General features: G+C 41.1%; 26 protein-coding genes and 1 pseudogene. 14 read left to right on the forward strand and 13 right to left on the reverse strand.

Going from position 1 to position 22,969, the window contains the following annotated elements:
- Positions 1-329: 329 nt before the first annotated feature.
- Entirely contained in the window at positions 330-1,589 is a 1,260-nt protein-coding gene (locus tag CZ225_RS17535; protein WP_234982984.1) for an ISAs1 family transposase, read from the reverse strand.
- A 449-nt stretch (positions 1,590-2,038) separates the two neighbouring features.
- Between CZ225_RS17535 and CZ225_RS17540 the strand changes: the two genes are divergently transcribed.
- Positions 2,039-3,403, forward strand: coding sequence for a helix-turn-helix domain-containing protein (locus CZ225_RS17540; protein WP_159441784.1), 1,365 nt, complete (start codon positions 2,039-2,041; stop codon positions 3,401-3,403).
- Between the two features lie 66 nt (positions 3,404-3,469).
- On the opposite strand, the gene CZ225_RS17545 is transcribed toward CZ225_RS17540, so the two are convergent.
- The 4 genes from CZ225_RS17545 to CZ225_RS17560 all read right to left on the reverse strand — a co-directional run bounded on the left by CZ225_RS17545 (position 3,470) and on the right by CZ225_RS17560 (position 6,526).
- Positions 3,470-4,462, reverse strand: a complete 993-nt coding sequence (locus tag CZ225_RS17545; protein WP_077154810.1) for a YeiH family protein — start codon at positions 4,460-4,462, stop codon at positions 3,470-3,472.
- Positions 4,463-4,574: 112 nt separating this feature from the next.
- On the reverse strand, positions 4,575-4,949 hold the full coding sequence (locus tag CZ225_RS17550) for a YccF domain-containing protein (RefSeq protein ID WP_077154811.1): 375 nt from the start codon (positions 4,947-4,949) through the stop codon (positions 4,575-4,577).
- 51 nt (positions 4,950-5,000) lie between these two features.
- A complete protein-coding gene (locus CZ225_RS17555; protein WP_077154812.1) occupies positions 5,001-5,897 on the reverse strand; it encodes a LysR substrate-binding domain-containing protein in 897 nt (298 codons plus the stop codon).
- A gap of 41 nt (positions 5,898-5,938) precedes the next feature.
- The gene (locus CZ225_RS17560; RefSeq protein ID WP_077154813.1) at positions 5,939-6,526 is read right to left on the reverse strand and encodes a DUF6621 family protein; all 588 of its coding nucleotides are present in this window, start codon (positions 6,524-6,526) and stop codon (positions 5,939-5,941) included.
- 320 nt (positions 6,527-6,846) lie between these two features.
- On the opposite strand from CZ225_RS17560, the gene clpB reads away from it, so the two are divergent.
- Positions 6,847-9,435, forward strand: coding sequence for an ATP-dependent chaperone ClpB (clpB, locus tag CZ225_RS17565; protein WP_077154814.1), 2,589 nt, complete (start codon positions 6,847-6,849; stop codon positions 9,433-9,435).
- A gap of 122 nt (positions 9,436-9,557) precedes the next feature.
- Here clpB and tnpB read toward each other — a convergent pair whose 3' ends face one another.
- Both tnpB and tnpA read right to left on the reverse strand, forming a co-directional pair.
- Positions 9,558-9,923, reverse strand: coding sequence for an IS66 family insertion sequence element accessory protein TnpB (gene tnpB, locus CZ225_RS17570; RefSeq protein ID WP_077154815.1), 366 nt, complete (start codon positions 9,921-9,923; stop codon positions 9,558-9,560).
- 3 nt (positions 9,924-9,926) lie between these two features.
- Positions 9,927-10,283 (reverse strand): IS66 family insertion sequence element accessory protein TnpA, encoded by a 357-nt coding sequence (tnpA, locus tag CZ225_RS17575; protein ID WP_077154816.1) that lies wholly within the window; start codon positions 10,281-10,283, stop codon positions 9,927-9,929.
- 80 nt (positions 10,284-10,363) lie between these two features.
- On the opposite strand from tnpA, the pseudogene CZ225_RS17580 reads away from it, so the two are divergent.
- Both CZ225_RS17580 and CZ225_RS17585 read left to right on the forward strand, forming a co-directional pair.
- Positions 10,364-10,969, forward strand: a pseudogene (locus CZ225_RS17580) (alpha/beta hydrolase); the annotation flags it as partial.
- 22 nt (positions 10,970-10,991) lie between these two features.
- Entirely contained in the window at positions 10,992-11,531 is a 540-nt protein-coding gene (locus tag CZ225_RS17585; protein ID WP_077155872.1) for a GNAT family N-acetyltransferase, read from the forward strand.
- Here CZ225_RS17585 and CZ225_RS17590 read toward each other — a convergent pair.
- Entirely contained in the window at positions 11,510-12,421 is a 912-nt protein-coding gene (locus CZ225_RS17590; RefSeq protein WP_077154818.1) for a helix-turn-helix domain-containing protein, read from the reverse strand. The genes CZ225_RS17585 and CZ225_RS17590 overlap by 22 nt on opposite strands.
- Before the next feature lie 162 nt (positions 12,422-12,583).
- Here CZ225_RS17590 and CZ225_RS17595 point away from each other — a divergent pair, with 162 nt between their 5' ends.
- From CZ225_RS17595 to tatA, 7 genes are read left to right on the forward strand one after another with little or no spacing between them, the layout of a single operon-like run.
- Positions 12,584-12,796 (forward strand): hypothetical protein, encoded by a 213-nt coding sequence (locus CZ225_RS17595; RefSeq protein ID WP_077154819.1) that lies wholly within the window; start codon positions 12,584-12,586, stop codon positions 12,794-12,796.
- Positions 12,797-12,803: 7 nt separating this feature from the next.
- Positions 12,804-13,841: a cyclophilin-like fold protein gene (locus CZ225_RS17600; protein WP_077154820.1), complete on the forward strand. Its 1,038-nt coding sequence runs from the start codon at positions 12,804-12,806 to the stop codon at positions 13,839-13,841.
- A 4-nt stretch (positions 13,842-13,845) separates the two neighbouring features.
- Positions 13,846-14,406 (forward strand): DapH/DapD/GlmU-related protein, encoded by a 561-nt coding sequence (locus CZ225_RS17605; protein WP_077154821.1) that lies wholly within the window; start codon positions 13,846-13,848, stop codon positions 14,404-14,406.
- 6 nt (positions 14,407-14,412) lie between these two features.
- On the forward strand, positions 14,413-15,414 hold the full coding sequence (locus tag CZ225_RS17610) for a flavin reductase (RefSeq protein ID WP_077154822.1): 1,002 nt from the start codon (positions 14,413-14,415) through the stop codon (positions 15,412-15,414).
- Positions 15,415-15,417: 3 nt separating this feature from the next.
- Entirely contained in the window at positions 15,418-16,236 is an 819-nt protein-coding gene (locus CZ225_RS17615) for a carboxymuconolactone decarboxylase family protein (protein WP_077154823.1), read from the forward strand.
- 12 nt (positions 16,237-16,248) lie between these two features.
- Positions 16,249-16,818 carry a flavodoxin gene (locus tag CZ225_RS17620; RefSeq protein WP_077154824.1) on the forward strand — a complete coding sequence of 190 codons (570 nt, stop codon included), beginning with the start codon at positions 16,249-16,251 and terminating at the stop codon, positions 16,816-16,818.
- Between the two features lie 15 nt (positions 16,819-16,833).
- Complete coding sequence (tatA, locus tag CZ225_RS17625) at positions 16,834-17,025, forward strand: twin-arginine translocase TatA/TatE family subunit (RefSeq protein ID WP_200800553.1); 192 nt, start codon at positions 16,834-16,836, stop codon at positions 17,023-17,025.
- Positions 17,026-17,572: 547 nt separating this feature from the next.
- On the opposite strand, the gene CZ225_RS17630 is transcribed toward tatA, so the two are convergent.
- From CZ225_RS17630 to nusB, 5 genes are read right to left on the reverse strand one after another with little or no spacing between them, the layout of a single operon-like run.
- Positions 17,573-18,004, reverse strand: coding sequence for a DUF5606 family protein (locus CZ225_RS17630; RefSeq protein WP_077154825.1), 432 nt, complete (start codon positions 18,002-18,004; stop codon positions 17,573-17,575).
- Positions 18,005-18,028: 24 nt separating this feature from the next.
- Positions 18,029-18,643, reverse strand: a complete 615-nt coding sequence (gene coaE / locus CZ225_RS17635; protein ID WP_077154826.1) for a dephospho-CoA kinase — start codon at positions 18,641-18,643, stop codon at positions 18,029-18,031.
- The gene (locus CZ225_RS17640) at positions 18,633-19,646 is read right to left on the reverse strand and encodes a CdaR family protein (protein WP_077155874.1); all 1,014 of its coding nucleotides are present in this window, start codon (positions 19,644-19,646) and stop codon (positions 18,633-18,635) included. The genes coaE and CZ225_RS17640 overlap by 11 nt, the downstream gene beginning before the upstream one ends.
- Before the next feature lie 20 nt (positions 19,647-19,666).
- The gene (yajC, locus tag CZ225_RS17645; protein ID WP_077154827.1) at positions 19,667-19,981 is read right to left on the reverse strand and encodes a preprotein translocase subunit YajC; all 315 of its coding nucleotides are present in this window, start codon (positions 19,979-19,981) and stop codon (positions 19,667-19,669) included.
- Between the two features lie 41 nt (positions 19,982-20,022).
- On the reverse strand, positions 20,023-20,949 hold the full coding sequence (gene nusB, locus CZ225_RS17650; protein WP_077154828.1) for a transcription antitermination factor NusB: 927 nt from the start codon (positions 20,947-20,949) through the stop codon (positions 20,023-20,025).
- Positions 20,950-21,117: 168 nt separating this feature from the next.
- On the opposite strand from nusB, the gene CZ225_RS17655 reads away from it, so the two are divergent.
- The 3 genes from CZ225_RS17655 to pth all read left to right on the forward strand — a co-directional run bounded on the left by CZ225_RS17655 (position 21,118) and on the right by pth (position 22,943).
- Positions 21,118-21,510, forward strand: a complete 393-nt coding sequence (locus CZ225_RS17655; RefSeq protein WP_077154829.1) for a PUR family DNA/RNA-binding protein — start codon at positions 21,118-21,120, stop codon at positions 21,508-21,510.
- A gap of 136 nt (positions 21,511-21,646) precedes the next feature.
- Positions 21,647-22,237: a 50S ribosomal protein L25/general stress protein Ctc gene (locus CZ225_RS17660; RefSeq protein ID WP_077154830.1), complete on the forward strand. Its 591-nt coding sequence runs from the start codon at positions 21,647-21,649 to the stop codon at positions 22,235-22,237.
- Between the two features lie 139 nt (positions 22,238-22,376).
- Complete coding sequence (gene pth / locus CZ225_RS17665) at positions 22,377-22,943, forward strand: aminoacyl-tRNA hydrolase (protein WP_077155875.1); 567 nt, start codon at positions 22,377-22,379, stop codon at positions 22,941-22,943.
- Positions 22,944-22,969: the final 26 nt, after the last annotated feature.

The following is a 22,969-nucleotide window of genomic DNA, read 5'->3' on the forward strand; positions in this document are numbered from 1 at the left end:
AATTAGTTTGTACCCAAAAGAACTATATAACCGTCATTTAAATTATTATATGAGACCTATGAATATGTTTTTATTATTTATCGTTGGATTTTTATATCCACATCAAACAATTTCTTCTTATAAAAATTCCCCCTATCAATTAGAAGATAACAGTCATTTCAATTATTCAACATCCTTCGCACAACAATCAAAATTCGTCTCACCCCACGGCTTTTTCATTTAAGTTTTGATTTAGGGGTACAATCCCCCTACCCATGCCAGTGCGGCATGGGCGGGTATCCCGTTGTTGGTAATCAATGCGTTACGAATATGTCAAATCTGAATTTTTCTCATTTTTGAGCCAAAAAATGCAACACGTTAGTGAAGCTTACCGATAGTTCCCTTATTATCTCAGCTGTACCCTTTTGCTTATCTGATATTTTTTTCCTTCTGTTCTTCCAAACGGCAATCAATGCCAACACCATCCTTTGAATTGTGTCCAGATTCCTGGCCGCCCGTTCAGCCTTACGCTTTATGCTGTCCTGCCGGAGATTGCGGTCAAGATCCCAGTGCATGCTTTCAATAGCCCAATGCTGTTTGGTTATCTGACTAAGCCGCTCTGCACTGCTATCCAGGCTTGAAATGTAGAGTCGCTGTTCAGATGTACTCCTGCCATCGGACTTTTTTTCGGTAGATGTGACTATTTCTATAACTGTCAAATTGCCATTCCATTTTTCCCTGTCCACAATAAGTTCTTCCCCACGGTATATACGGCATATCCTTGACTCAATCCTGCCGTGTTCCAAGTATGGACCTTCCTTGTAGACATCAGTCGGGGTGGCGGTCTTTATAGAATCTTCAAGTCCATAGCGCAAAGATCTTTGATTCGCCTTGAGTTCGATCACGAAGTCTGCTCCTTTATCTCTAATCTTGTCTATTATTACCTTTTGGAATGACATGGCGTCTGCTGTGACTACACATCCTGACACGTCTAGTTTGTCCAATAACCGGGGCACGGATTTGATTTCATTACTTTTCTCCTTGCAAATATCAGTAGCCAAAGTAAGGCCCGAACCAAGTGAGTAGGCAGAGACGATATCAGGGTTACGTCCGTTGTCGTACAAGGTACCCCGCATGGCCTTGCCATCAATACAAATGATATCAGTTGCCGTAGTGGATATTTCCTTGCGGAAAACATCTGCAAAAGCAGACATGCGCTCAGCCATCTTTTCATCGTCTATGCTTTGAAACACACGGCAAAGCGTAGCTGCTGAGGGTAGCCCATACGGGAATAGCCCTTTCCCCTGCAGGCGTTTTAAGTGATGTTTGCCAAATTGAAGTATTTCAGCCCTGGTAATACACTTGCTGAGTCTCCCCAATATGACAAGCATGAGTATGTCTTCAAGTTTGTGCTTGAAGTTTCCCCTGCTTGTTCTGCGGTATTCAGGGACTGAGGATACAAATTTTCTCAAATGAGTCAGGATGCTGCCACGAAGACAGTCAAGGTGTTTCTTCTTTAGTAGTATTATGCGTAAAAAGTTGTATATCAGGGAAATAAATCGTATTTTTGCTGTCGCAAAAACAAAGGCGGAAGACAATAGAAACATCATACCACTATTGAATTCCGCCTATAAAAAAATAAAAATGAACGATAAGAAGAAACACCTAAGGCGGTGCTTCAGCATCGCTGCGCACGAATATAAGGATTTTTATTACAACAACAAGCGATGAACAATATTTCTTAAATGAAAAAGCCGTGGTCTCACCCCCATTATTATGGCAAGCTTCTTGGTCCTACTCTTTGGAAGGAATAACCATTGGTCTATTGATATCTCTGATGGCCCGCCACAGAATGCTTCATAACAAAAGGTTATTTTCTAACGAGAAATTAGAAATCGTATTGTATCTTATTCAAAGAACTCAAACTCCACTATCATTAATACAAAGGTTATTGGAAGATATAGATTCCAACGAACTGCCTGAAGCTACGTCGAAGAAAATGAAGAAGATACTCAGATACACTAATCATGTAATCAACTGTCATCAGAATATTATTACATTGGATAAGATAAAGGGAAAAATATACCCTGACACTTCAAATAATGAGTCTGATCTATCTACCTTTATAAACACTGTCACTAATCAATGCCGTATTTATGCCAATGCACGTCAAATAGAATTTAGGATAATCAAAGACTTTAACTGTATAAAATGCCAGATTAATGAAACAGTCATGAATGCAGCTTTGCAATGCCTTTTAAACAAAATAATTGATGTAACTCCTTGTAATGGTTGCATTGAAATAACAGTATCACAGCTAAAAGATTACTGGAATATGAAAATAACGAATTATGCACATAATGAGCTTGATAATAGAAATACAAATTCATTAAATTCTGTACCAATGCCTGTATATTGTTGTGGTAGCCTACGAAGTATCAAAAAGATAGTTCATCTACATGGTGGAAAATTAAGTGGCAATAAACATGGAAAAGCAATCTGTTTTCAGATTCAAATCCCAATACATTGTCCTTGCAAAATAAAGAAATACATGGTAACAGAAAAGTCGGAAACGGGAAACAATGGAGCAATTTATCCAACTAATACAAACTCGTCAAAACAAATAAAATTAATCCATAAAGCTAGTAAATTACCACATATTTTATTGGTGATGTCGGATAAAGAATTTAGTGATTATTTATGCGAAGCACTTACAACCTTTTATCAAGTAACTCTTTTGGAAGAGCCCGATAAAGTATATTCTTTTGCTTGCCAGAAAGGACCCGACACAATTATTATAGATGAGATAATCAATGGTACTTACGGAAATGATCTCTGTATCCAAATAAAATCCAATACTGAGATGTCCGATACTCCTATTATTTTATTACTCAACAAGAACATTCGTGAAAACTATCTCACATATATTAATAGTGGAGCAGATCGATTAGAACCGCGTACAGTAAGTATTTATGCACTTCAGGCTGACATTCAAATTTTAATAAAGAAGCGAATTGCACAACAAAACAAAATCAAAAAGCTACTATCAGACACCACTTTAATCAATCATCCTGAAGATGATATTAAAGACGATGAAAATGCTCTATTCCTAAAAAAGGTGGAAATGCTCCTTGAAAAAAATCTTTCTACTGAAAAATATAACGTAGATATACTAGGTTTGGACATGGGTATGAGCCGTACCGGATTTTATAATAAAATGAAAGAAATTACCGGGAAACCACCTGCAAACTATATGCTAACTTATAAGATGGCAAAAGCAAGAGCTTACTTATTGGAACAAACCTATAGTATTGGAGAAATTTCGACTATGTTAGGTTATTGTGATGCAAAATATTTCAGTAAAAAGTTCAAAGATTTCTACCATGTTTCTCCTACAAGGCTTCTCAAAAATACATTAGGGTAAAAATAACAAATAAGAGGTCATTCCTGTAATCTCAGAATGATCTCTTATTTTATAAATTATAAACTCTTATACAAAATAAATATATGCAAGTGTACTTAGACTGATTACAATCCACAACAATATTCCTTGTATAAGTGGCTTGATACCAACAGCTTTCAGTACATCCAAAGAAAGCGAAGCACCAATAAAAAACATGGTAATCGTTAATGTCTTACGGGCAATTCCATTGATAGCAGCCCCCAATTCTGGAACACCATTCAATAAATAAGTATTCACTACCATAGCCAAAATAAAAAAGAAGATAAACCATGGAATACTAATTTTCTGGCCTTTACTTTTAAAGATAAAAGAAGTAGCAAACGCCATTGGAATAATCCAAAGAGCACGAGTCAATTTAATAGTAGTAGCTACCTTCAATGCTTCTTCACCATAAGCAGCTCCTGCACCTACTACGGAACTAGTATCATGTATAGCTATTGCCGCCCAAGTGCCAAACTGATGTTCAGTCATATTTAATGCATGACCAATTGCCGGGAAAATAAAAAGTGCAATCGCATTCAGAATAAAAATAGTACCTAATGCAACTGACATTTCACTATCTTTTGCTCTCAATACAGGCCCCACTGCTGCAATGGCACTTCCACCACAAATAGCGGTTCCCGAACTAATCAGATATGATGTGTTCCGATCTATTTTGAAAAGCTTACGTCCTATAAACCATCCAATTACTAATGTACCAACCACAGATATAACCGTAAATTCCATTCCCTCTTTACCAGAAGCCAAAGCAGAATGGAGATTCATTCCAAATCCTAATCCAACTACAGAGTATTGCAATAGATATTTAGAAGTCTTCTTATTAAATTTCGGATGAGCCTGTCCGCAAGTCAATGCAAATATAAGTCCAAGGAACAAAGCAACCGGAGGAGTTACCCATGCCGACCATGCCTGCAAACCTGAAATATAATCTAAAAACAGGAAAAAAGTTAAACTGGAAAGCAGAACAACATAAATCATCTTATTTTTTGCCTGCAATGTTTTTGTAGCCGTTGAAATCATATTTTTATCTTTAATTTATTTTCCGGGTGCAAAGGTATGGTAAATGATTCAAACCGGCTAATCGTTTCTATTTATACATTATAACTTTTAGTTATCGAGTCGATTTCTTTAGTTACGATTCAACGATATCCTTACCAAAAGGTGTCAATGCTAACGCTGCCAACTTAAAGTGTTGCAAACCAAAAGGAATACCAATAATAGTAATACACAATATTGCCCCAAAAGCCAAGTGTGAAAGACAAATCCAGATACCCCCAAAAAATATCCATAAAATATTCATCAGTATATAAAGACATCCCCCCGAACGTGCTCCACTCCTTACCTCTTTACCAAAAGGCCATAATGCAAGTCCTGCCAACTTCAGTGTTTGTATGCCGAAAGGGATACCAATAATGGTAAACATCATCAATAAACTTGCAATAAGATATTCTATTGCAGTAAATATGCCACCGAGCAGTAGCCACAAGATATTCATTAAACAACCCATATATTTTCTTATTTTTTAAAAGTTATATTCACCAAAGGATGTGTAAACAAACTACAAATTCTTATTATGATGCCCCGCAAATCGCATAAAGACTTGAGATAATCCTCCTTCCTGCCCTTGCAACTGAACAAAATTAAATTCACGATTCATAGACATCTCTTTTATCTCAATAACACGCAAACTACCTGAAACCAGTTCTTTATGAACAGAACGAATAGAAACAATTCCCATGCAATCTGTGTGTTCCAAAAAAAGTTTAATACTTTCTGTACTTCCAAGATACATCAGCACATTCAATGAAGAAAGTTTAAGATTATGCTGCAATAAAGCACGTTCAAATACATCCAATGTACCGGAACCTCTTTCACGTAAAACTAACGGTATATTCAGTAAATCCTGAGGAGTTATTTCGTCCGATTTTATCAATCTACTATTACTATGTACAACAGCCACTAGTTCATCCTTTAAAAAAAGCGTATATTTCAAATTAGGCAAGCGAAAAATACCTTCCACTAATCCTAAATCAATTCGATGTTCTTGCAAAGCTGTTTCTACCCCTCGAGAATTTCCGTTTAAAAGAGATAAATTGATCTGAGGAAACTGAGAAATAAAATTAGCTAATAAAGGTGGAAGAACATATTGAGCAATAGTAGTACTGGCTCCTAACCTTAATTCACCGATATATTCATTATGTAATAAATGCATTTCATATTCCAGCTGCTTATAATCATCCAGGATTTTCTCACTGTGTTTCAACAACAGTCTCCCCGCCTCAGTCAATAGAATCTTACTTCCCTGACGCTCAAACAAACGTGCCTGATAGAAATTTTCCAATTCCTGAATATGTTTAGTAATAGCAGGCTGGCTGACAAACAATTCTTGCGAAGCCTTTGTGAAACTCAGATTCTTCGCTACGCTCTGAAATACTTTTAAACGAAAATCAGACATTGAGCTAACTATTTTAATTGTTCAAATTTAGCTGAAACCAACTATTGTAATTCGTCAGCTCTAATACCCATCGCTTGCATAACAGGAAAAGCCAACATATCCCACTTATACTCTACAGGTATTTTCGGTTCATTCATTCGAAATTGGATAACCTCTTTCTCCTTTATTTCATTTAAAGCCATTATTACTTTATCTTCATATTCCTCATTAAAAGAGATAACAATTATTTTCTTCACATCCGCCGAATCAGAAATAATTGATAACAGATCCAGAAATAAATCTTCTCTGGAAACCATTCCTTCTGAAGGAACACTAGCAAACAAATATTCTCCGTACGGACTTTGAAATGCAACTCCATTCAATTCATTCTCCAGGTCAGAAGGTTGGCAATTTTGCAGTTTACTAGAATTCTTATCATAAACAAAAAGAAATTGCACCTCATTCTTCCCTTCAACGATTCCTGCATCTAAAGTCAGATAGGTGGTTAGCATAGAAAGGTCTATTTCCTGCAAAGCGCGTTGCAGAGTCTCTTCAAAATACCCTTTCATATCCATAATCACAAAATTCAAAAAAGCAGCATCTATTAATACCACAGTTTCCGAAAGCTTTATTTGAGGTTTATTAGTCATATACATTATTATATTGATACAGCGGATAAAGATACTACATTACTTTTATTTATAAGCCTTACAAGATTCATTTTCTTTCATTAAATAACGTGTTTCCCTAAACGTACATGTACGTCCGGGTACAAACAGTTATTAGAAAACATACAAAGACACTAATAACATCTTGTAGTAAATTCGTCAGTATCATCCAGTTAAAAGAAGTCATTTTGTCTTTAAACTTCTAATAACAAATGAAATTTTGTCGTATTTTCCTACTTGGCAAATCTTTTGCGCCCTTTAAGGTGTTATTAGAAACATGAAAAAGAAAGGAGAACAACGATATGAATTTTAACAATTTTACCATCAAATCCCAAGAAGCAGTTCAAGAAGCCGTAAACCTGGTGCAAAGTCGGGGCCAACAGGCTATTGAACCTGTTCACCTCATGCATGGAGTGATGAAAGTAGGCGAAAACGTCACAAACTTTATCTTCCAAAAACTGGGGATGAATGGTCAACAGGTAACTTTAGTAGTAGACAAACAAATTGATTCGCTACCTAAAGTATCCGGTGGTGAACCATACCTTAGTCGTGAATCTAACGAAGTGTTACAAAAAGCAACACAGTATTCCAAAGAAATGGGTGATGAATTCGTTTCATTAGAGCACATTTTAATGGCCTTGCTAAAAGTAAAAAGTACCGTCTCCACCATCCTGAAAGATGCAGGAATGACGGAAAACGAACTTCGTAATGCTATCAATGAACTGAGAAAAGGAGAAAAAGTGACTTCTCAATCAAGTGAGGATACTTATCAATCACTGGAAAAATATGCTATAAATCTAAATGAAGCCGCTCGTAGCGGTAAATTAGATCCGGTAATTGGTCGTGACGAAGAGATACGTCGTGTGCTTCAAATATTGAGCCGACGTACCAAAAACAATCCGATTCTGATTGGTGAACCAGGTACAGGCAAAACTGCAATTGTAGAAGGATTAGCACACCGAATCCTTCGGGGAGATGTTCCTGAAAACCTGAAAAACAAACAGGTTTATTCATTGGATATGGGAGCGTTAGTAGCAGGTGCCAAGTATAAAGGTGAATTTGAAGAACGACTGAAATCAGTAGTCAATGAGGTCAAAAAATCAGAAGGAGACATTATTCTGTTCATTGATGAGATTCACACGCTGGTAGGTGCAGGCAAAGGTGAAGGAGCAATGGATGCTGCAAATATATTAAAACCAGCTTTGGCACGTGGGGAACTGCGTTCTATCGGTGCAACCACTTTGGATGAATACCAGAAATATTTCGAAAAAGATAAAGCTTTGGAACGTCGTTTCCAGATTGTACAAGTAGACGAACCGGATAATTTAAGTACAATTTCCATCCTGCGTGGCTTAAAAGAACGTTACGAAAACCACCATCAGGTTCGTATCAAAGACGACGCTATCATCGCAGCCGTAGAACTGAGTAGCCGTTATATTACAGATCGTTTCTTGCCGGATAAAGCTATTGATTTGATGGATGAAGCAGCCGCCAAATTACGTATGGAAGTAAATTCCGTTCCGGAAGAATTGGATGAGATTTCACGTAAAATCAAGCAATTGGAAATCGAGCGCGAAGCCATCAAACGAGAAAATGACAAGCCTAAACTTGAAATTATCGGCAAAGAATTGGCAGAACTGAAAGAACAGGAAAAGTCTCAAAAAGCAAAATGGCAGAGTGAAAAGACTTTAATGGATAAGATTCAGCAGAATAAGATTCAAATTGAGAATATGAAATTCGAAGCGGATAAGGCTGAACGCGAAGGTGATTATGGAAAAGTAGCTGAGATTCGTTATGGTAAACTTCAGGAGCTAAACAAAGAAATAGAGGATACTCAGAAAAAGTTACACGATATGCAAGGTGACAAGGCAATGATTAAGGAAGAAGTAGATGCCGAAGACATTGCTGACGTTGTTTCACGTTGGACGGGTATTCCTGTTAGCAAGATGATGCAAAGCGAAAAAGACAAATTGTTACATCTGGAAGAAGAACTCCACAAACGAGTAATCGGTCAGGATGAAGCCATTGAGGCTGTTGCAGATGCAGTACGTCGAAGTCGTGCTGGGTTGCAGGATCCGAAACGCCCGATCGGTTCGTTTATCTTCCTCGGTACGACAGGTGTTGGTAAAACAGAACTTGCTAAAGCATTGGCAGAGTTCTTGTTTGACGACGAGTCTATGATGACTCGAATTGATATGAGCGAGTATCAGGAGAAACATAGCGTTTCACGTTTGGTTGGAGCACCTCCGGGATACGTTGGGTATGATGAAGGTGGCCAACTGACTGAAGCAATTCGTAGAAAACCTTACTCAGTTGTTCTATTTGATGAAATCGAAAAAGCGCATCCGGATGTATTCAACATTCTCTTGCAAGTGTTAGATGACGGACGGTTGACTGACAATAAAGGTAGAGTTGTTAATTTCAAGAATACCATCATTATCATGACTTCAAATATGGGAAGTTCCTATATACAAAGTCAGATGGAAAAATTGAATGGAGACAATAAAGAAGAAGTAATCGAAGAAACAAAGAAGGAAGTGATGAATATGTTAAAGAAGACCATTCGTCCGGAATTCTTAAACCGCATCGACGAAACTATCATGTTCTTACCGCTGACAGAGCCAGAAATCAAGCAAATTGTACTTCTCCAAATCAAGAGTATACAAAAGATGCTTGCCGAAAATGGAGTAGAACTTCAAATGACAGATACCGCTCTAGACTTCTTGTCTAAAGTTGGTTATGACCCGGAATTTGGTGCCCGTCCGGTCAAAAGAGCTATTCAACGCTACTTACTGAACGACTTGTCAAAGAAATTATTGTCTCAGGAAGTAGACCGCAGTAAGGCAATCATTGTTGATGCTAGTGGCGACGGACTAGTGTTCCGAAACTAAGATTTATCTGACATCATAAAAATAGCCGGTGTATCCTTCAAAGGTATACCGGCATTTTTATGATGCTAAGATACTAAAAAACAGCCGGAATACGGCATTGTATATGTTATAATTTGTTACAACTACAACCCATGGAAACCACTTCTTTTATAACGCCTGACCTTGCTGCCGTCCATTCCTTGAACCATCATCACAAGGTCATTCCAGAAGGTTTCAATCGCTTTAACCCGACCTTCCTCCGTATTTATGACCGGCAGATGGAAGTGCCCCTGTTCCAGTTTCATGTGGTATATCATCAGACCACCATATTCCATATGGAGGATTTTCATACAGGTACAATTCGCATTGATAAAAATGAAAGCGTCACCGTCACGTACATTCTTTCCCATCTGGTTGGTCACGATGCCGCTAAGCGTATAAAAACTCTTACGCACGTCTGTCGGATAAGGGTAAAGATAATATCTGTTGGATGCATTCAAGGAAAACATAGGCTAACGGTTTGAATTCAAAAATATCAGGGTTTGCAATACCTCCGGTGACAAAGGGCTGTTCAAGCGGACTGTGACACCATTGGGATAGGAGATCTCACATAGCGACTGGGGAATTGGCGACGGGCTGACCGGAGGTGCAGACAGCAGGGGTTTCTCTTTATGGGGAAGACTGACCTGTCCCTTACTGTTTACCTTGACCGGGATAAAGCCGCCTTTGCGCAACAGCTTGGAACGCCACTCGTAGAAACGTTGGGGACGAATACATTCATTCGAACAAAAATCTATAACTGAAAGTCCGCTCGACTTGAAACGGGCATAAATAGATTCAAAATCTTCCATGGTCCATTGATGGGACATAATGATTGAACTTTTTTACTTTGGCTACAAAAGTAACATCACATTTTTAGAATGAAAGGGGGAGTTTATCGAATACTTACGACTATTTCGACGGTGTGCAGTTCAGCCGCGACAAGGAGGCTTTGAACCAGTATTTCCGACAGATGACACCCAATGTCGGTTCGGTCGATTTCGAGGTTTATTCCGATGCCTATGCCGCCCTGTTCGACAAGATAGGTCCGGCGATATTCGTCACCCACTCGCAAGGCGGTCCCGTCGGCTGGCGGACGCTGCTGAAGACGGACAATATCCGGGCGATTGTTTCCTACGAGCCGGGCGGCGGCATTCCGTTTCCCGAAGGGCAGGTTCCCGAAGAGGGAAAGATATTGACCCTATCGAAGAAGACGGAGGGCGTGAAGGTTCCGCTGTCCGATTTTAGCAAGTACACCGAAATCCCCATCATCGTCTATTACGGCGACAACCTGCCCGAGACGGACGAACGTCCCGAAATCTACGAATGGACGCGCCGCTTGCATCTGATGCGCCGATGGGCGGAGATGCTCAACGATCTGGGCGGAGATGTGACGGTGATTCACCTGCCCGACATCGGACTGCACGGCAATACCCACTTCCCGATGTCGGACCTGAACAATGTCGAAGTTGCGGACCATCTGTCAAAGTGGCTGCATGAGAAAAAATTGGATTGAACATTATAAAAGCATTTCCGGCATGAAAGATTATATATTCGAGCTTGTGGAGAAAAAGGATTTAGAAGATATCTTCACCCTTTATGCGGAACGCATCCGTTGGATGGATGCGCATGGGATAAAGCAATGGAACGTATGCCAGTATCTCGAACTCTATCCCTTGTCTTATTATCGGGAGCAGTACGAACACGGGAATCTCTATTCGCTCCGATACGCCGGAGACGATCTGCCGGTCGGGGCTGTCGTTCTCAGGAAGAGCGATGAACGATGGCCGGACAAAACCGGCGTTCCGGCATATTATATCCACAATCTCGTTACCCGCCCCGGCATCAAAGGGGCGGGAGTATGTATCCTCGCAGAAACAGAGAGGCTTGCCATTGAACATGGCAAACGTTTCGTTTGTCTGGATTGCGCCGTCGATAATGCGGCTCTGAACGAGTATTACGCCTCCAAAGGCTATGCGGAGGTCGGCGAGTTCATTGAAGGCAGTTATTGCGGCATGCGCCGGGAAAAGGTGTTGCCACAGTCCTGTCCGACAGATTATTTCCGTGCCGTTTTCTGAATGCTTGCGCAATACTCTGATGGAGTTATCCCGGTTTGTTTCTTGAACATCCGGCTCAGATGCTGCGGATATTCAAAGCCGAGCTTGTAGGCGGTTTGCGCAATCCCCGTGCCTGCTGCAAGCTCGTTTTTCACTCGTTGAACAATATATTGTCGGATATAGTTACTTGCCGTATCGCCGGTCGTTTTCTTAACCATATCGCCGAAATAATTGGCGGACATACACAATTTGTCGGCGCAATATTGGACGGTCGGCAAACCCTCCGACAACTGCCGGTTCTCCTCGAAATAATCCCGCAACAACGTGTCGAACTTCATCAGCATATCCGAGCTTTCCAACTTACGGGTAAGGAACTGACGGTTGTAGAACCGCTGGCAGAAATTCAGTACCAGACCGATGTAGTTCACGATAATCGCATCTTGCACGGCATCGCGCATCCGATTGACTTCATTCCGTATCTGCCGCATCAGCGAAACGAGCATGTCATGTTCCTCGTCGGTCATGTGCAATGCTTCATTGATGCGGTAATCGAAAAAGGAGTAGCCCTTTATCGTCTTTTCCAGAGACGTACCGTGCAACAGGTCGGGATGAAAAAGCAACGCCCAGCCCGTCAGATTTATCCGCTCGCCATTGTCTTCCTTGCCGCCTACCTGACCGGGAGCCACGCAGATGATCGTACCTTTCTTATAGTCGTATTTTCCGCAGCCGTACTCCAGAGCTATATCCGCCTCATCATGAAAGAAAATGCCATAGACGCTGTAGTTGTTCAGACTATGGCGCACGGGCGATACGGTTTCATAATCGATGATACAGACCAGCGGGTGCTGTTCCGTTTGTCCGAGATAGCGGCTGTAATCATTCGGATTTCTGACTTTCAGTATTTTGCTCATAAGGTCTATCAGTTTGCTATTCAACTACAAAGATATTTATTTTTTGCCGTTAAAACGTGATAACCGTTCATAAATCAGTAAAAACGGTACGAACTGCCCGTTTATTGTTACGTCCGATTTTAGAGTTCCCCATAATTTTGCATCATAAAAGAATAATCAAGAATGAAGAACCGAAAAACAGACATCCCCGAAGAAATCTATCAGGATGAAGTCGTCCTTTTCTTTGCCGACCGTTACCATACTACGCCACAGAAAGTGCTGCGACGTTTTCTCGAACAATACAGTCACGCACCTGAAGCGGCACCCGAACCATTCCGGTTGGAAGAAAACGAAATGACGATCCTGCGGGATATGCTTTCAAAAACGAATAAATAAATGGAATATGAAAAAGATTTTATTGTTTACATGGATGCTGCTGACTGTAGTTTCGTTGTCAGCTTGTGGCGGCTCCGATGACGAGCCCGTAACTCCCGAACAACCAGAAACGCCTGAACAGCCCGACGGCGGAGACAACGATGATAACCCCGATACACCGACACCCAGCGGCAACGGCAAATATTTGGTGCTCTACTGCTCGCGCACGAGTAACACCGAGCGTGTAGCGCAGTCGATTCGGACAACACTCGACTGCGACATATTGGAAGTAGAACCGCAGACGCCTTATGATGACGACTATAATTCCATGCTCTCCCGTGCACAGGAGGAGCTTGCAGCCATCCGGCAGGGCAATTATCCGCCAATTAAAACGTCGGTCGAAAATTTCGATGCCTATGACATCGTATTCGTCGGTTATCCCATCTGGTACGGCAGCATGGCAACTCCTATGCAAACCTTCCTGCATGAGCATGCGGAGAAACTTACCGGAAAACAAATCGCACTGTTCGCCACCAGCGGCAGTAGCGGCATTTCCATTTCGGTCAATGAAGCACGCAACCTTTGTCCAGATGCAACGATAATCGACCGAACCCTGTTGTTGACCTCTTCGGAGCTTTCACAAATGGCAACCCGCATCCCGGCATGGCTCGAAGCAATCGGAGCAAGCCGGAACGAATCGGAGGCAACCTCCCTGAAAATGAACATCACGGTCGGCAACCGCACGATTACCGCCACCATAGAGAACAATGCCGCAGGCAGAGATTTCCTTTCCCGTCTACCATTGGAGGTTACACTGAACGACTACAACAACACGACCGAAAAAATCTTTTATCCTTCACCGGCACTGAAAACCGAAGGTATAACGCGCGGTTGCGCCCCTACGCCCGGAGACATCACGATTTATGCGCCTTGGGGCAACGTGGCGATTTTCTGCAAGAGCTGGTCGCACAGTAATGATTTGATAAAGATAGGTCGTATCGACGGGAATGGAATTGAAGCCCTGACGGTCGACGGCGATATACGAGTAAAAATAGAAAAACAGTAAAATCATGAATATCGAAGATTTCAAAGAATATGTAAAGACGAAGCAGGCACTCGACACGGAAGAGATACACCGCTTCATGGACGAGATGAGTGACGAGGCACGCCACGTCACGTTCCGTTTGAACACGGCTTATCATACGCCCGATGAAGTGCGCGATATGCTCTCTGAAGTGTTCGGCTACCAAGTGCCGCAATCGTTGCGTGTCTTTCCACCGTTCTACACCGATTTCGGCAAGAACATCGTCGTCGGCGAGCATGTGTTTATCAATGCCTGCTGCCATTTTCAAGACCACGGCGGCGTGACGATTGGTGACGGATGCCAAATCGGGCACAACGTGGTGTTTGCTACGCTCAATCATGGACTTGCCCCCGAAAAACGGAAATCCACCTGTCCTGCCCCTATTGTGCTGGGCAGGAACGTGTGGGTCGGCTCGAACGCTACCATTCTGCAGGGCGTGACCATCGGCGACAATGCCATCATTGCGGCGGGTGCTGTCGTAACGAAGAATGTGGCAGCGAATACGATTGTCGGAGGTGTTCCAGCAAAATTCATCAAGTCAATCTAAAGAAATATGTCAAGAATCGCATTAAGTGTACTGCTTCTCTTTGTGCTGCTGTCATGCGGCACGGCAGAGAGAAACAAAACAAACAGCCCCAATATCATGGAAACAAAAAAGAAGAATATCGGAAACCTGCTTGCCCTCTATCCGAAGCCGCTGACGGTCATAGGTGCGGAGGTCGATGGCAAAGTGAACTGGCTCGTCGTAGGACACACGGGTATCATCGGTCACGACCGCATCCTCGTGAGCATGAGCGACAAGCACTATACCAATCAAGGCATCCGCCAATCGAAGAAACTGAAATTCTCCATCAATCTCGTCAGCCGCGAGATGCTTTCGAAAGCCGACTACGTAGGCAGCGTCAGCGGTGCATCGGTCGATAAATCGGAAGTGTTCGGTTACCATTGGGGCGAGAACGGCACACCCGTAATTGACGCGTCACCGCTGACGATGGAGTGCGACGTGGTGGATATGTACAAGACTGACGGGTTCGACAATTTCATTTGTTCGGTCGCCAATACCTATGCCGCTCCAGAGGTACTCGATGCCGACGGAAAGCCCGACTACACGCGCTTGAAACCCGTGTTGTTCGATTTCACGACCTACTCTTATATCGCTACAGGTGAGGTTATCGGCAAGTGTCTCAACCTTGACAAGGCACCGTCGATATGCGCCAAAGAGCCGATGACTGCCGACGGCATCGTGAGGCTATCGAAAATTGAGGTTTACCCGCAGCATCTCGACGAGTATATGAAGTACGCGGCGAAAGTCGGCGAAATCTCCCTGCGTACCGAACCGGGTGTATTGACGATGTACGCTGTCGGCGAAAAGAAAAATCCCTGCATGGTGACGATTCTCGAAACCTATGCGAGCCGGGAGGCTTACGATAAACATATCGCCTCGGAGCATTTCCGGAAGTACAAACAGGGAACGCTGCACATGGTCAAGTCACTGGTATTGTCCGACCAGACACCGCTCAACCCGTCAAACAGAATCAATAACTTCATACAATAAATCATGAACCGAATCATTTTAATCTCAGTATTTACTCTTTTAACATTCCATGTTATGGCACAGAAAAAAATAGTACAGACAGCGGGACGCGACCAATTGGGCGAGTTCGCTCCAAAATTCGCAGAACTCAACGACGATGTCCTTTTCGGCGAGGTATGGAGCAGAAACGACCTGCTCAGTCTGCGCGACCGGAGTTTGGTAACAATTACCTCACTCATCAGTCAGGGAATAACGGATAGTTCGCTGACATTTCATCTCCAGTCGGCAAAGAAAAACGGCATTACCCGCACCGAAATTGCAGAAATTATCACCCACATCGGTTTCTATGCCGGTTGGTCCAAGGCATGGGCAGCATTCCGTCTCGCCAAAGACGTATGGGCGGACGACACCACCGGAGAGGGTGCCAAAGCAGCGTTCCAGCGCGAAATGATTTTCCCCATCGGCGAACCGAATACGGCCTATGCCAAGTATTTCATCGGCAACAGTTATCTTGCTCGGATTTCGACCGAGCAGATTCCGTTCTCGAACGTAACCTTCGAGCCGCGCTGCCGCAACAACTGGCATATCCATAAAGCCACGAAAGGCGGAGGACAGATGCTGGTCGGTGTAGCCGGTCGCGGTTGGTATCAGGAAGAGGGCAAGCCTGCGCAGGAGATTCTGCCCGGCACAGTTATCCACATTCCCGCAGGTGTGAAACATTGGCATGGCGCAGCGACCGACAGTTGGTTCGCACACCTTGCTTTCGAGATACCCGGTGAGAACACCTCGAACGAATGGCTCGAATTCGTCACAGACGAGGAATACGATAAACTTCAGAAATAAAACGGATTTTCTATGTATAAATGCTTATTGGTATTGTTGTCGGTCGTCGGTATGGTGACCGCAATATTCGCACAACAAAAACAGGATATGAACAGCAAGCAATCGAATCATAAATTCCTCGTCGCTTATTTTTCTGCGACGGGTACTACGGCTCGTGCAGCCCAAAAGGTGGCTGACGCAACGGGCGGGGAACTCTATGCCATTACTCCGGCACAACCCTATACCGATGCCGACCTCGACTGGCACGATGCGCAGTCGCGCAGCTCGGTGGAGATGAACGATGCGAAAGCTCGCCCGGCAATCAAAGACGAAAAGAAAAACATCACCGATTACGATGTGATTTTCATCGGCTATCCGATTTGGTGGAACCTCGCCCCACGAATCATCAACACGTTCATCGAAGACCACGATTTGAAAGGCAAAACGGTCATTCCGTTCGCCACTTCGGGCAGCAGTTCAATTGCCAACAGTGCCGCCACGTTGAAACGTACTTATCCGGCGTTAAACTGGAAAGAAGGCCGCTTGCTCAATCGTTCCGATGAGAAAACCGTCCGCACGTGGATTGACAAATTAGGATATTAACCGCTTAAAAAGACGATGATGACACCCTTATTTATCGGCGGTCTGGGTATGCGGGAAGTGCTGCTGATCGCATTGGTCGTACTGCTGTTTTTCGGCAGCAAGAAGATTCCCGAACTGATGAAAGGGCTCGGCAAAGGAGTGCGTTCGTTCAAGGAAGGGATGCACGCTATGGAAAAAATCGAGGACGAACCGGTGAAGAAAGAGTAACGGATAGCGGTGAACACGGACAAACAATCCTTCTGGGAACATCTCGACGTACTACGGGCGGCGATTGTCAAAATCGTTGCCGACACCGGTCGTGCATCGTACCGATAAAGTGACGATAGTCGTTTTCGCTTGCAAAGCCAAATTTCCCCCATTGAATTTTTACCTTTTCGTCTGTATAATTCAAAAATAAGGTAATAACTCAACGATTGTTTGCTGATTTAAGATATTACTTTATCTATGTAATTTGACGAGTAAAAGTAGTATCTTGCCATACTGAATGTATTCGTTCTTCAGATAGTTCATTACAAAAACGCTTTTATTCTTATCTTTATCCATCACCGACGCCTCGGCAAGAATGAACACAACAAAGATAAATAAAGACAGTGGTTCTGACTAAAGAAACCTGAAAATATTCATGCAAAGACAAGATTATCAGAAGAACAGCAGATGGAACTTTTTGTTTGAAAACGTATCCTTAAAAAAGTAAAAGGGCGATAGCCATTTCACACGGCTACCTCCCTTTTACTTTTTATTTATAGTTAACAGATTACTCCGCCACAACTTCTTCTTTCTCAGCCTCTGTTTCTGCCTTGAATTCTGTGATCCCGTTTGATATCAAAAGATTATACCAAGAAATCAGTTTCTTGATATCAGCTATGTGCACCCGGTCACGATCGAAGTCAGGCAATACTTCTGCCATATACTCGCGCAACTGCTCCGAAGTAGCTTTCTTTGGATCAATCGCAGCAACCGCAGCATTCTCTTTCGTTTTCATAGAATCCAATACATTGCACAAAGGTACTTCTGCATCATTAGTGTACATTGCTATATCTGCCAAAGAAATAATTTTCTCATTACCATAAGCAGGAAAACGTTTCTTATCAACACTGATTGATTCTACAATCAACATATTTTTTCCTTGCGAAATAAGTTTGTACAATCCCGGTTTTCCGGAGATAGACAAGATAGTCTTCAACATAGTATATATTCTTTTGTTAATTAATTATTTTTTTGCGGAGCAAAGGTAATGATTATTTTTAGAAAGCAAAGAAATAAGTTTTAAAACCTGTGGGATTAAAGGCGTCTCACCATCATTCAGAATCACAAAATCAGCTTGTTCCCGCTTGGATTCATCACTCATTTGTGATTCAATGCGCTTCATTATCAACTCTTTTGAAGAACAGTCGCGTTTAATGGCACGTTCTATTCTTGTTTCTAAAGGCGCATATACCATTACCAGAAAATCTACTTCATCTCTAAACCCGGCTTCCACAAGTATGGCAGACTCCATACCTACGATTTTACCTGCGCCCAAACAGGCACTCCATTGCTGAAAATCTTCTTTTACCTTGGGATGTATAATTTCATTCACTTCCTTTATACGTTCTGGATGACCAAACATATAAGCTGCCAGCAAAGAACGGTTTAATTCTCCTTTTTGATAAATTTCCTGTCCGACTAACGTACAAAGGTCACGACGAACAATTTCATTAGTAAGAGTAATACGCTTTGCTTCTACATCAGAAATATAAACGGGAATTCCCATTATTTCTAACAATCTGGAAACCACACTTTTTCCACTACCGATACCACCGGTAATACCAATCTTAATTGCCATCAGTAGAAACTTGTTCGATCAAAAAATCAACTTGTTCGGGCACAATACGTATCTGGCTAATTCCACGAGGAAATGACTTCAATTTAACCGTATATTTATCCGAACCTAATTTTAGTAATTCTTCATAGGAGACATTTATCACAAAATCGCTTTCTTTTACACTCAAAAAACTCTTCATGCCTACTTTGAAAGTAACCTGAACTTTAGAAGGGAAAGCCCTTAGCACTTTATCTGCCGGGAAATTGACTCCATGTAATGGGACTTCTACTGTTTTTTCGGTATAAATATCCACAGGAAAAGTCAACTCAACCATACTGGGAACAAACTTCACCCCTTTCACTGAAGCTAAAGTTACTTGTTGTCTAATCGTATCTGATATATTTTCCAGATCTATGCCACGAATATAAGCAGCCGTTACTGTATCTAATATCGCTGCCGGAGCATAAGCTAATACAGAATCGGGACTACAAATCGTATCAGATACATAATATTGAAGACCAGCCGTTACATTTCCCTGAAAACGCACTGGAACTACTTTGGATTTACCTGTGGAATAAATATAATCCAATGTATCAGGTTTCACCGAAAGGACTTTAGAAGACACACTTAATTGGCTAAAAATCTTTTTCTCAAACTCTGTTGCCGGAATCTTCACATGGTTATCCTTTCCCTTATAATCAGCAAAGTTCAAATTCACGGGAAAGAAACTTTTCCCTAACATATAATTTAAAAGTACAGTTCCTTTATCCTTCACCCGAACACGAAGTTCGGAAGGTGGCTCCGAAGTTAGTACCACATTGTTGGGAACGTCCTTTATCCGTACCGGAATCGAGAATTCTGCCTCATAATCATTATTCAATGTTTGAAGCAACCAGAACCCGCCGGCTATCAGAAAAAAGAACAAAAAAATTAAGAACTCCCTACTCTTATCACTAAGCAGGAAATCCTTAATTTTCTTAGATTGTTTTAAATATGTATATCGTATTTTCCTACGATCTAACATAGACATTTATTTACTAATCTTTATTTAGGCTGAGCAGCCGAAGCATCAGCAAAAATAGAATTCTTATCTATTTTAATCTTTACGTTAGGAGCAATTTCAAGAATTACATGATCATCATTAATCTCTTTAATTGTTCCATGAATACCACCAGCAGTAATCACTTGCTGATTTACCTGAAGAGATTTACGGAAGTTAGCTATTTCTTTCTGCTTCTTATTTTGAGGACGGATCATAAAGAAATACATGATAACAAACATTGCTATCAGCATGATCCACATCATGCCTCCACCTCCTGCCGCAGCCGGAGTTTGCATAAATACAGTCAATAAGTTCATAAATAATTAGTTTTTTAGTTTCTACTATATGGACAAAGGTATTAGTTTTTACTCAATTTACCTTCTTTTTTTAATTGATTAACTATTCCATCAAGAGTGCCGTTGATAAAACTACCGCTCTTCGCTGTACTATACAACTTTGCAATCTCTACATATTCATTTAACGAAACACTGACCGGAATGTTCGGAAAGCTTAAAATTTCTGCCAAAGCAGTCTGCATGATGATGATATCCATAAATGCAATACGATCCAAATCCCAGTTCTTTGTATTTTCGCTAATAAGATGGCGGTAATAATCTGAATTCAAAATGGTACGACGGAATAAGCGACGTGCAAATTCCTGATCTTCATCATCCTTAAATTCAGGAAGCAATTCTTGGTTAGCCCCCCTCTTCTCTTCAAACCGTTTGATTGTCTTCAAAACAAATGTGTCTACTATTTCTTTATCATCATTCCAATAGAGACTCTGGTCTTCCAATACCTGATCGAGAGATTCATTATTAAATATATATGTCTTATAAAGCTTTCTCCACAATTCACGGTCACCTTCATAAGATTTATCATCAGATGCCATATAATCCTTATATATATCGGATTCTACTATCTTCTCGTAAAGCTCTTTGATGAAATCCTGATCATTAGCCCAAGTTCTTTTCTGATTGGCAATAAATTCCGTTAATTGTTTATTGACTTCCAATTGTGAAATAAACTTGTTTTCTACAAACTTCAAGTTAGGATACAACTCTTCTCTAGTAGGTGCAAGTTTTGCTTTTGCCGTATCAATACGTTTTTGTGCATACTCTGCTAATGCTATCATCAGCATTAGCAAATAGTTGTAAAGGTCATACGCCTTTGAAAGACTAAAGAATAACTCTTTCTCCGCTGAGTCTAGATTTTTGCTGCCGTTTTGATAATAGGCATACACGATCTGTATAATCTTAAGACGAATAAGAACTCTGTTGATCATAATTCTAATTAATACTGTTATTATCGAACTGCAAAAGTAGATATTTTTAATGAGTTTCCACTAATAAATCACATTTTTTAATGCAGTATTTCATTCTCTGCTCTTTTTCTTTTGACAGTTTAAAAAAAATATCCAATTTTGAAGCCGATTATAAACGGACAGAAAGATATGGAAGACTTAAAAAAGAAAATGGGTGCAGACATGAATGATAAGGAGATCGTTTTCTCTAAATCTATTAAAGCAGGTAAGCGCATTTACTATCTCGACGTAAAGAAAAACCGTAAAGACGAGATGTTTCTGGCTATCACAGAAAGTAAAAAAGTGATAATGGGAGAAGGGGATGATTCCCAAGTTAGTTTTGAGAAGCACAAAATCTTCTTATACAAAGAGGATTTTGAAAAGTTCACTTTAGGACTAGCACAAGCTATTGACTTCATTAATCTTCATCAGACTAGTGATTCAGATTGTCTATTAAATGAACCGGAACCGCAAGATATTCTTTTGGAAGAGGTGAAAGACGAGAAACTGGACAATGAAATTAAGATTGATATTGACTTTTAAATAAGTAACTCTTTGATATTTCAAAAAGAAATCGTACTTTTGCACCGCTTTTTTGCAACATCGTGTGATAATCCACATCGTGTGATGGTGAATTAAGCAAACTAACTTAATTTAGAGTAACACAATTTTTTAAGAAATGAAATCAATTGAAGTAAAAGGAACTGCAAGAACAATTGCAGAACGCTCTTCAGAACAAGCAAGAGCTTTGAAAGAAATTCGCAAGAATGGTGGCGTACCTTGTGTATTGTACGGAGGTAATGAAGTGATTCACTTCACAGTAACTAATGAGGGACTTCGTAACTTAGTTTACACTCCGCATATCTATGTAGTAGATTTAGATATCGATGGCAAAAAAGTAAACGCTATTATGAAAGATATCCAATTCCATCCAGTAAAGGATACTATCCTACATGTAGACTTCTATCAAATTGACGAAGCTAAACCTATCGTGATGGAAGTTCCTGTACAATTGGAAGGTCTTGCAGAAGGTGTGAAAGCCGGTGGTAAATTGGCTTTGCAGATGCGTAAGATCAAAGTGAAAGCTTTATACAACATTATCCCTGAGAAACTTACTATCAACGTTTCTCACCTTGGCTTAGGTAAAACAGTGAAAGTTGGTGAATTGAGCTTTGAGGGTCTTGAACTGATCAGTGCTAAAGAAGCTGTTGTATGTGCAGTCAAATTAACTCGTGCAGCAAGAGGTGCAGCTGCTACAGCAGGCAAGTAATTTGAGAATATCCCTATAGCAGAGATATAACGAAACGCAGATTAATGCAGATTAAAGCAGATGTTCAGTCTGCATTAGTTTGTATTGATCTGCGTTTCTCTTTTATATTTAAGAACTATTTTCTTTAGAAAAAGTAATGATAAAATATCTAATTGTAGGTTTAGGAAACATTGGTCCCGAATATCATGAAACCCGACATAATATCGGATTCATGACAGTAGACGCATTGGCTAAAATAAATAACGCTCCTCCTTTTATTGATAGACGTTATGGTTTTACTACAAGTTTCTCCATTAAAGGTCGCCAATTAATCCTCCTTAAGCCTTCAACCTTCATGAATCTAAGTGGATTAGCTTTACGCTACTGGATGCAGAAAGAAAACATTCCATTGGAGAATGTGTTAGTAATAGTGGACGATTTAGCGTTGCCCTTCGGAACCTTACGTTTAAAAGGAAAAGGAAGCGATGCAGGACACAATGGCCTGAAACACATTGCTGCAACTTTGGGCACACAAAATTATGCCCGTCTGCGTTTTGGCATCGGAAATGATTTCCCTCGGGGAGGACAAGTAGATTATGTGCTCGGACATTTTACCGATGACGATTGGAAAATAATGAATGAACGTTTAGATACAGCAGGCGAGATTATCAAAAGCTTCTGTCTTGCCGGCATTGATATAACAATGAACCAATTCAACAAGAAGTAACCGTCTGATTTATTAATAAACTTTTA

The organism is Bacteroides bouchesdurhonensis, assembly GCF_900155865.1.
GTDB classification, from domain to species: Bacteria; Bacteroidota; Bacteroidia; order Bacteroidales; family Bacteroidaceae; genus Bacteroides; species Bacteroides bouchesdurhonensis.

Coding starts and splice junctions, on each gene's coding strand:
- CZ225_RS17660 (WP_077154830.1), top strand. CDS start 21,647: ATGAAATCAATTGAAGTAAAAGGAACTGCAAGAACAATTGCAGAACGC.
- coaE (WP_077154826.1), bottom strand. CDS start 18,643: ATGGCAATTAAGATTGGTATTACCGGTGGTATCGGTAGTGGAAAAAGT.
- CZ225_RS17545 (WP_077154810.1), bottom strand. CDS start 4,462: ATGATTTCAACGGCTACAAAAACATTGCAGGCAAAAAATAAGATGATT.
- CZ225_RS17620 (WP_077154824.1), top strand. CDS start 16,249: ATGTATAAATGCTTATTGGTATTGTTGTCGGTCGTCGGTATGGTGACC.
- CZ225_RS17590 (WP_077154818.1), bottom strand. CDS start 12,421: ATGAGCAAAATACTGAAAGTCAGAAATCCGAATGATTACAGCCGCTAT.
- CZ225_RS17600 (WP_077154820.1), top strand. CDS start 12,804: ATGAAAAAGATTTTATTGTTTACATGGATGCTGCTGACTGTAGTTTCG.
- CZ225_RS17560 (WP_077154813.1), bottom strand. CDS start 6,526: ATGACTAATAAACCTCAAATAAAGCTTTCGGAAACTGTGGTATTAATA.
- CZ225_RS17655 (WP_077154829.1), top strand. CDS start 21,118: ATGGAAGACTTAAAAAAGAAAATGGGTGCAGACATGAATGATAAGGAG.
- CZ225_RS17555 (WP_077154812.1), bottom strand. CDS start 5,897: ATGTCTGATTTTCGTTTAAAAGTATTTCAGAGCGTAGCGAAGAATCTG.
- CZ225_RS17640 (WP_077155874.1), bottom strand. CDS start 19,646: ATGTTAGATCGTAGGAAAATACGATATACATATTTAAAACAATCTAAG.
- nusB (WP_077154828.1), bottom strand. CDS start 20,949: ATGATCAACAGAGTTCTTATTCGTCTTAAGATTATACAGATCGTGTAT.
- CZ225_RS17585 (WP_077155872.1), top strand. CDS start 10,992: ATGAAAGATTATATATTCGAGCTTGTGGAGAAAAAGGATTTAGAAGAT.
- CZ225_RS17595 (WP_077154819.1), top strand. CDS start 12,584: ATGAAGAACCGAAAAACAGACATCCCCGAAGAAATCTATCAGGATGAA.
- yajC (WP_077154827.1), bottom strand. CDS start 19,981: ATGAACTTATTGACTGTATTTATGCAAACTCCGGCTGCGGCAGGAGGT.
- CZ225_RS17615 (WP_077154823.1), top strand. CDS start 15,418: ATGAACCGAATCATTTTAATCTCAGTATTTACTCTTTTAACATTCCAT.
- CZ225_RS17550 (WP_077154811.1), bottom strand. CDS start 4,949: ATGGGTTGTTTAATGAATATCTTGTGGCTACTGCTCGGTGGCATATTT.
- clpB (WP_077154814.1), top strand. CDS start 6,847: ATGAATTTTAACAATTTTACCATCAAATCCCAAGAAGCAGTTCAAGAA.
- CZ225_RS17630 (WP_077154825.1), bottom strand. CDS start 18,004: ATGTTGAAGACTATCTTGTCTATCTCCGGAAAACCGGGATTGTACAAA.
- tatA (WP_200800553.1), top strand. CDS start 16,834: ATGATGACACCCTTATTTATCGGCGGTCTGGGTATGCGGGAAGTGCTG.
- CZ225_RS17535 (WP_234982984.1), bottom strand. CDS start 1,589: ATGATGTTTCTATTGTCTTCCGCCTTTGTTTTTGCGACAGCAAAAATA.
- tnpB (WP_077154815.1), bottom strand. CDS start 9,923: ATGTTTTCCTTGAATGCATCCAACAGATATTATCTTTACCCTTATCCG.
- CZ225_RS17610 (WP_077154822.1), top strand. CDS start 14,413: ATGTCAAGAATCGCATTAAGTGTACTGCTTCTCTTTGTGCTGCTGTCA.
- tnpA (WP_077154816.1), bottom strand. CDS start 10,283: ATGTCCCATCAATGGACCATGGAAGATTTTGAATCTATTTATGCCCGT.
- CZ225_RS17605 (WP_077154821.1), top strand. CDS start 13,846: ATGAATATCGAAGATTTCAAAGAATATGTAAAGACGAAGCAGGCACTC.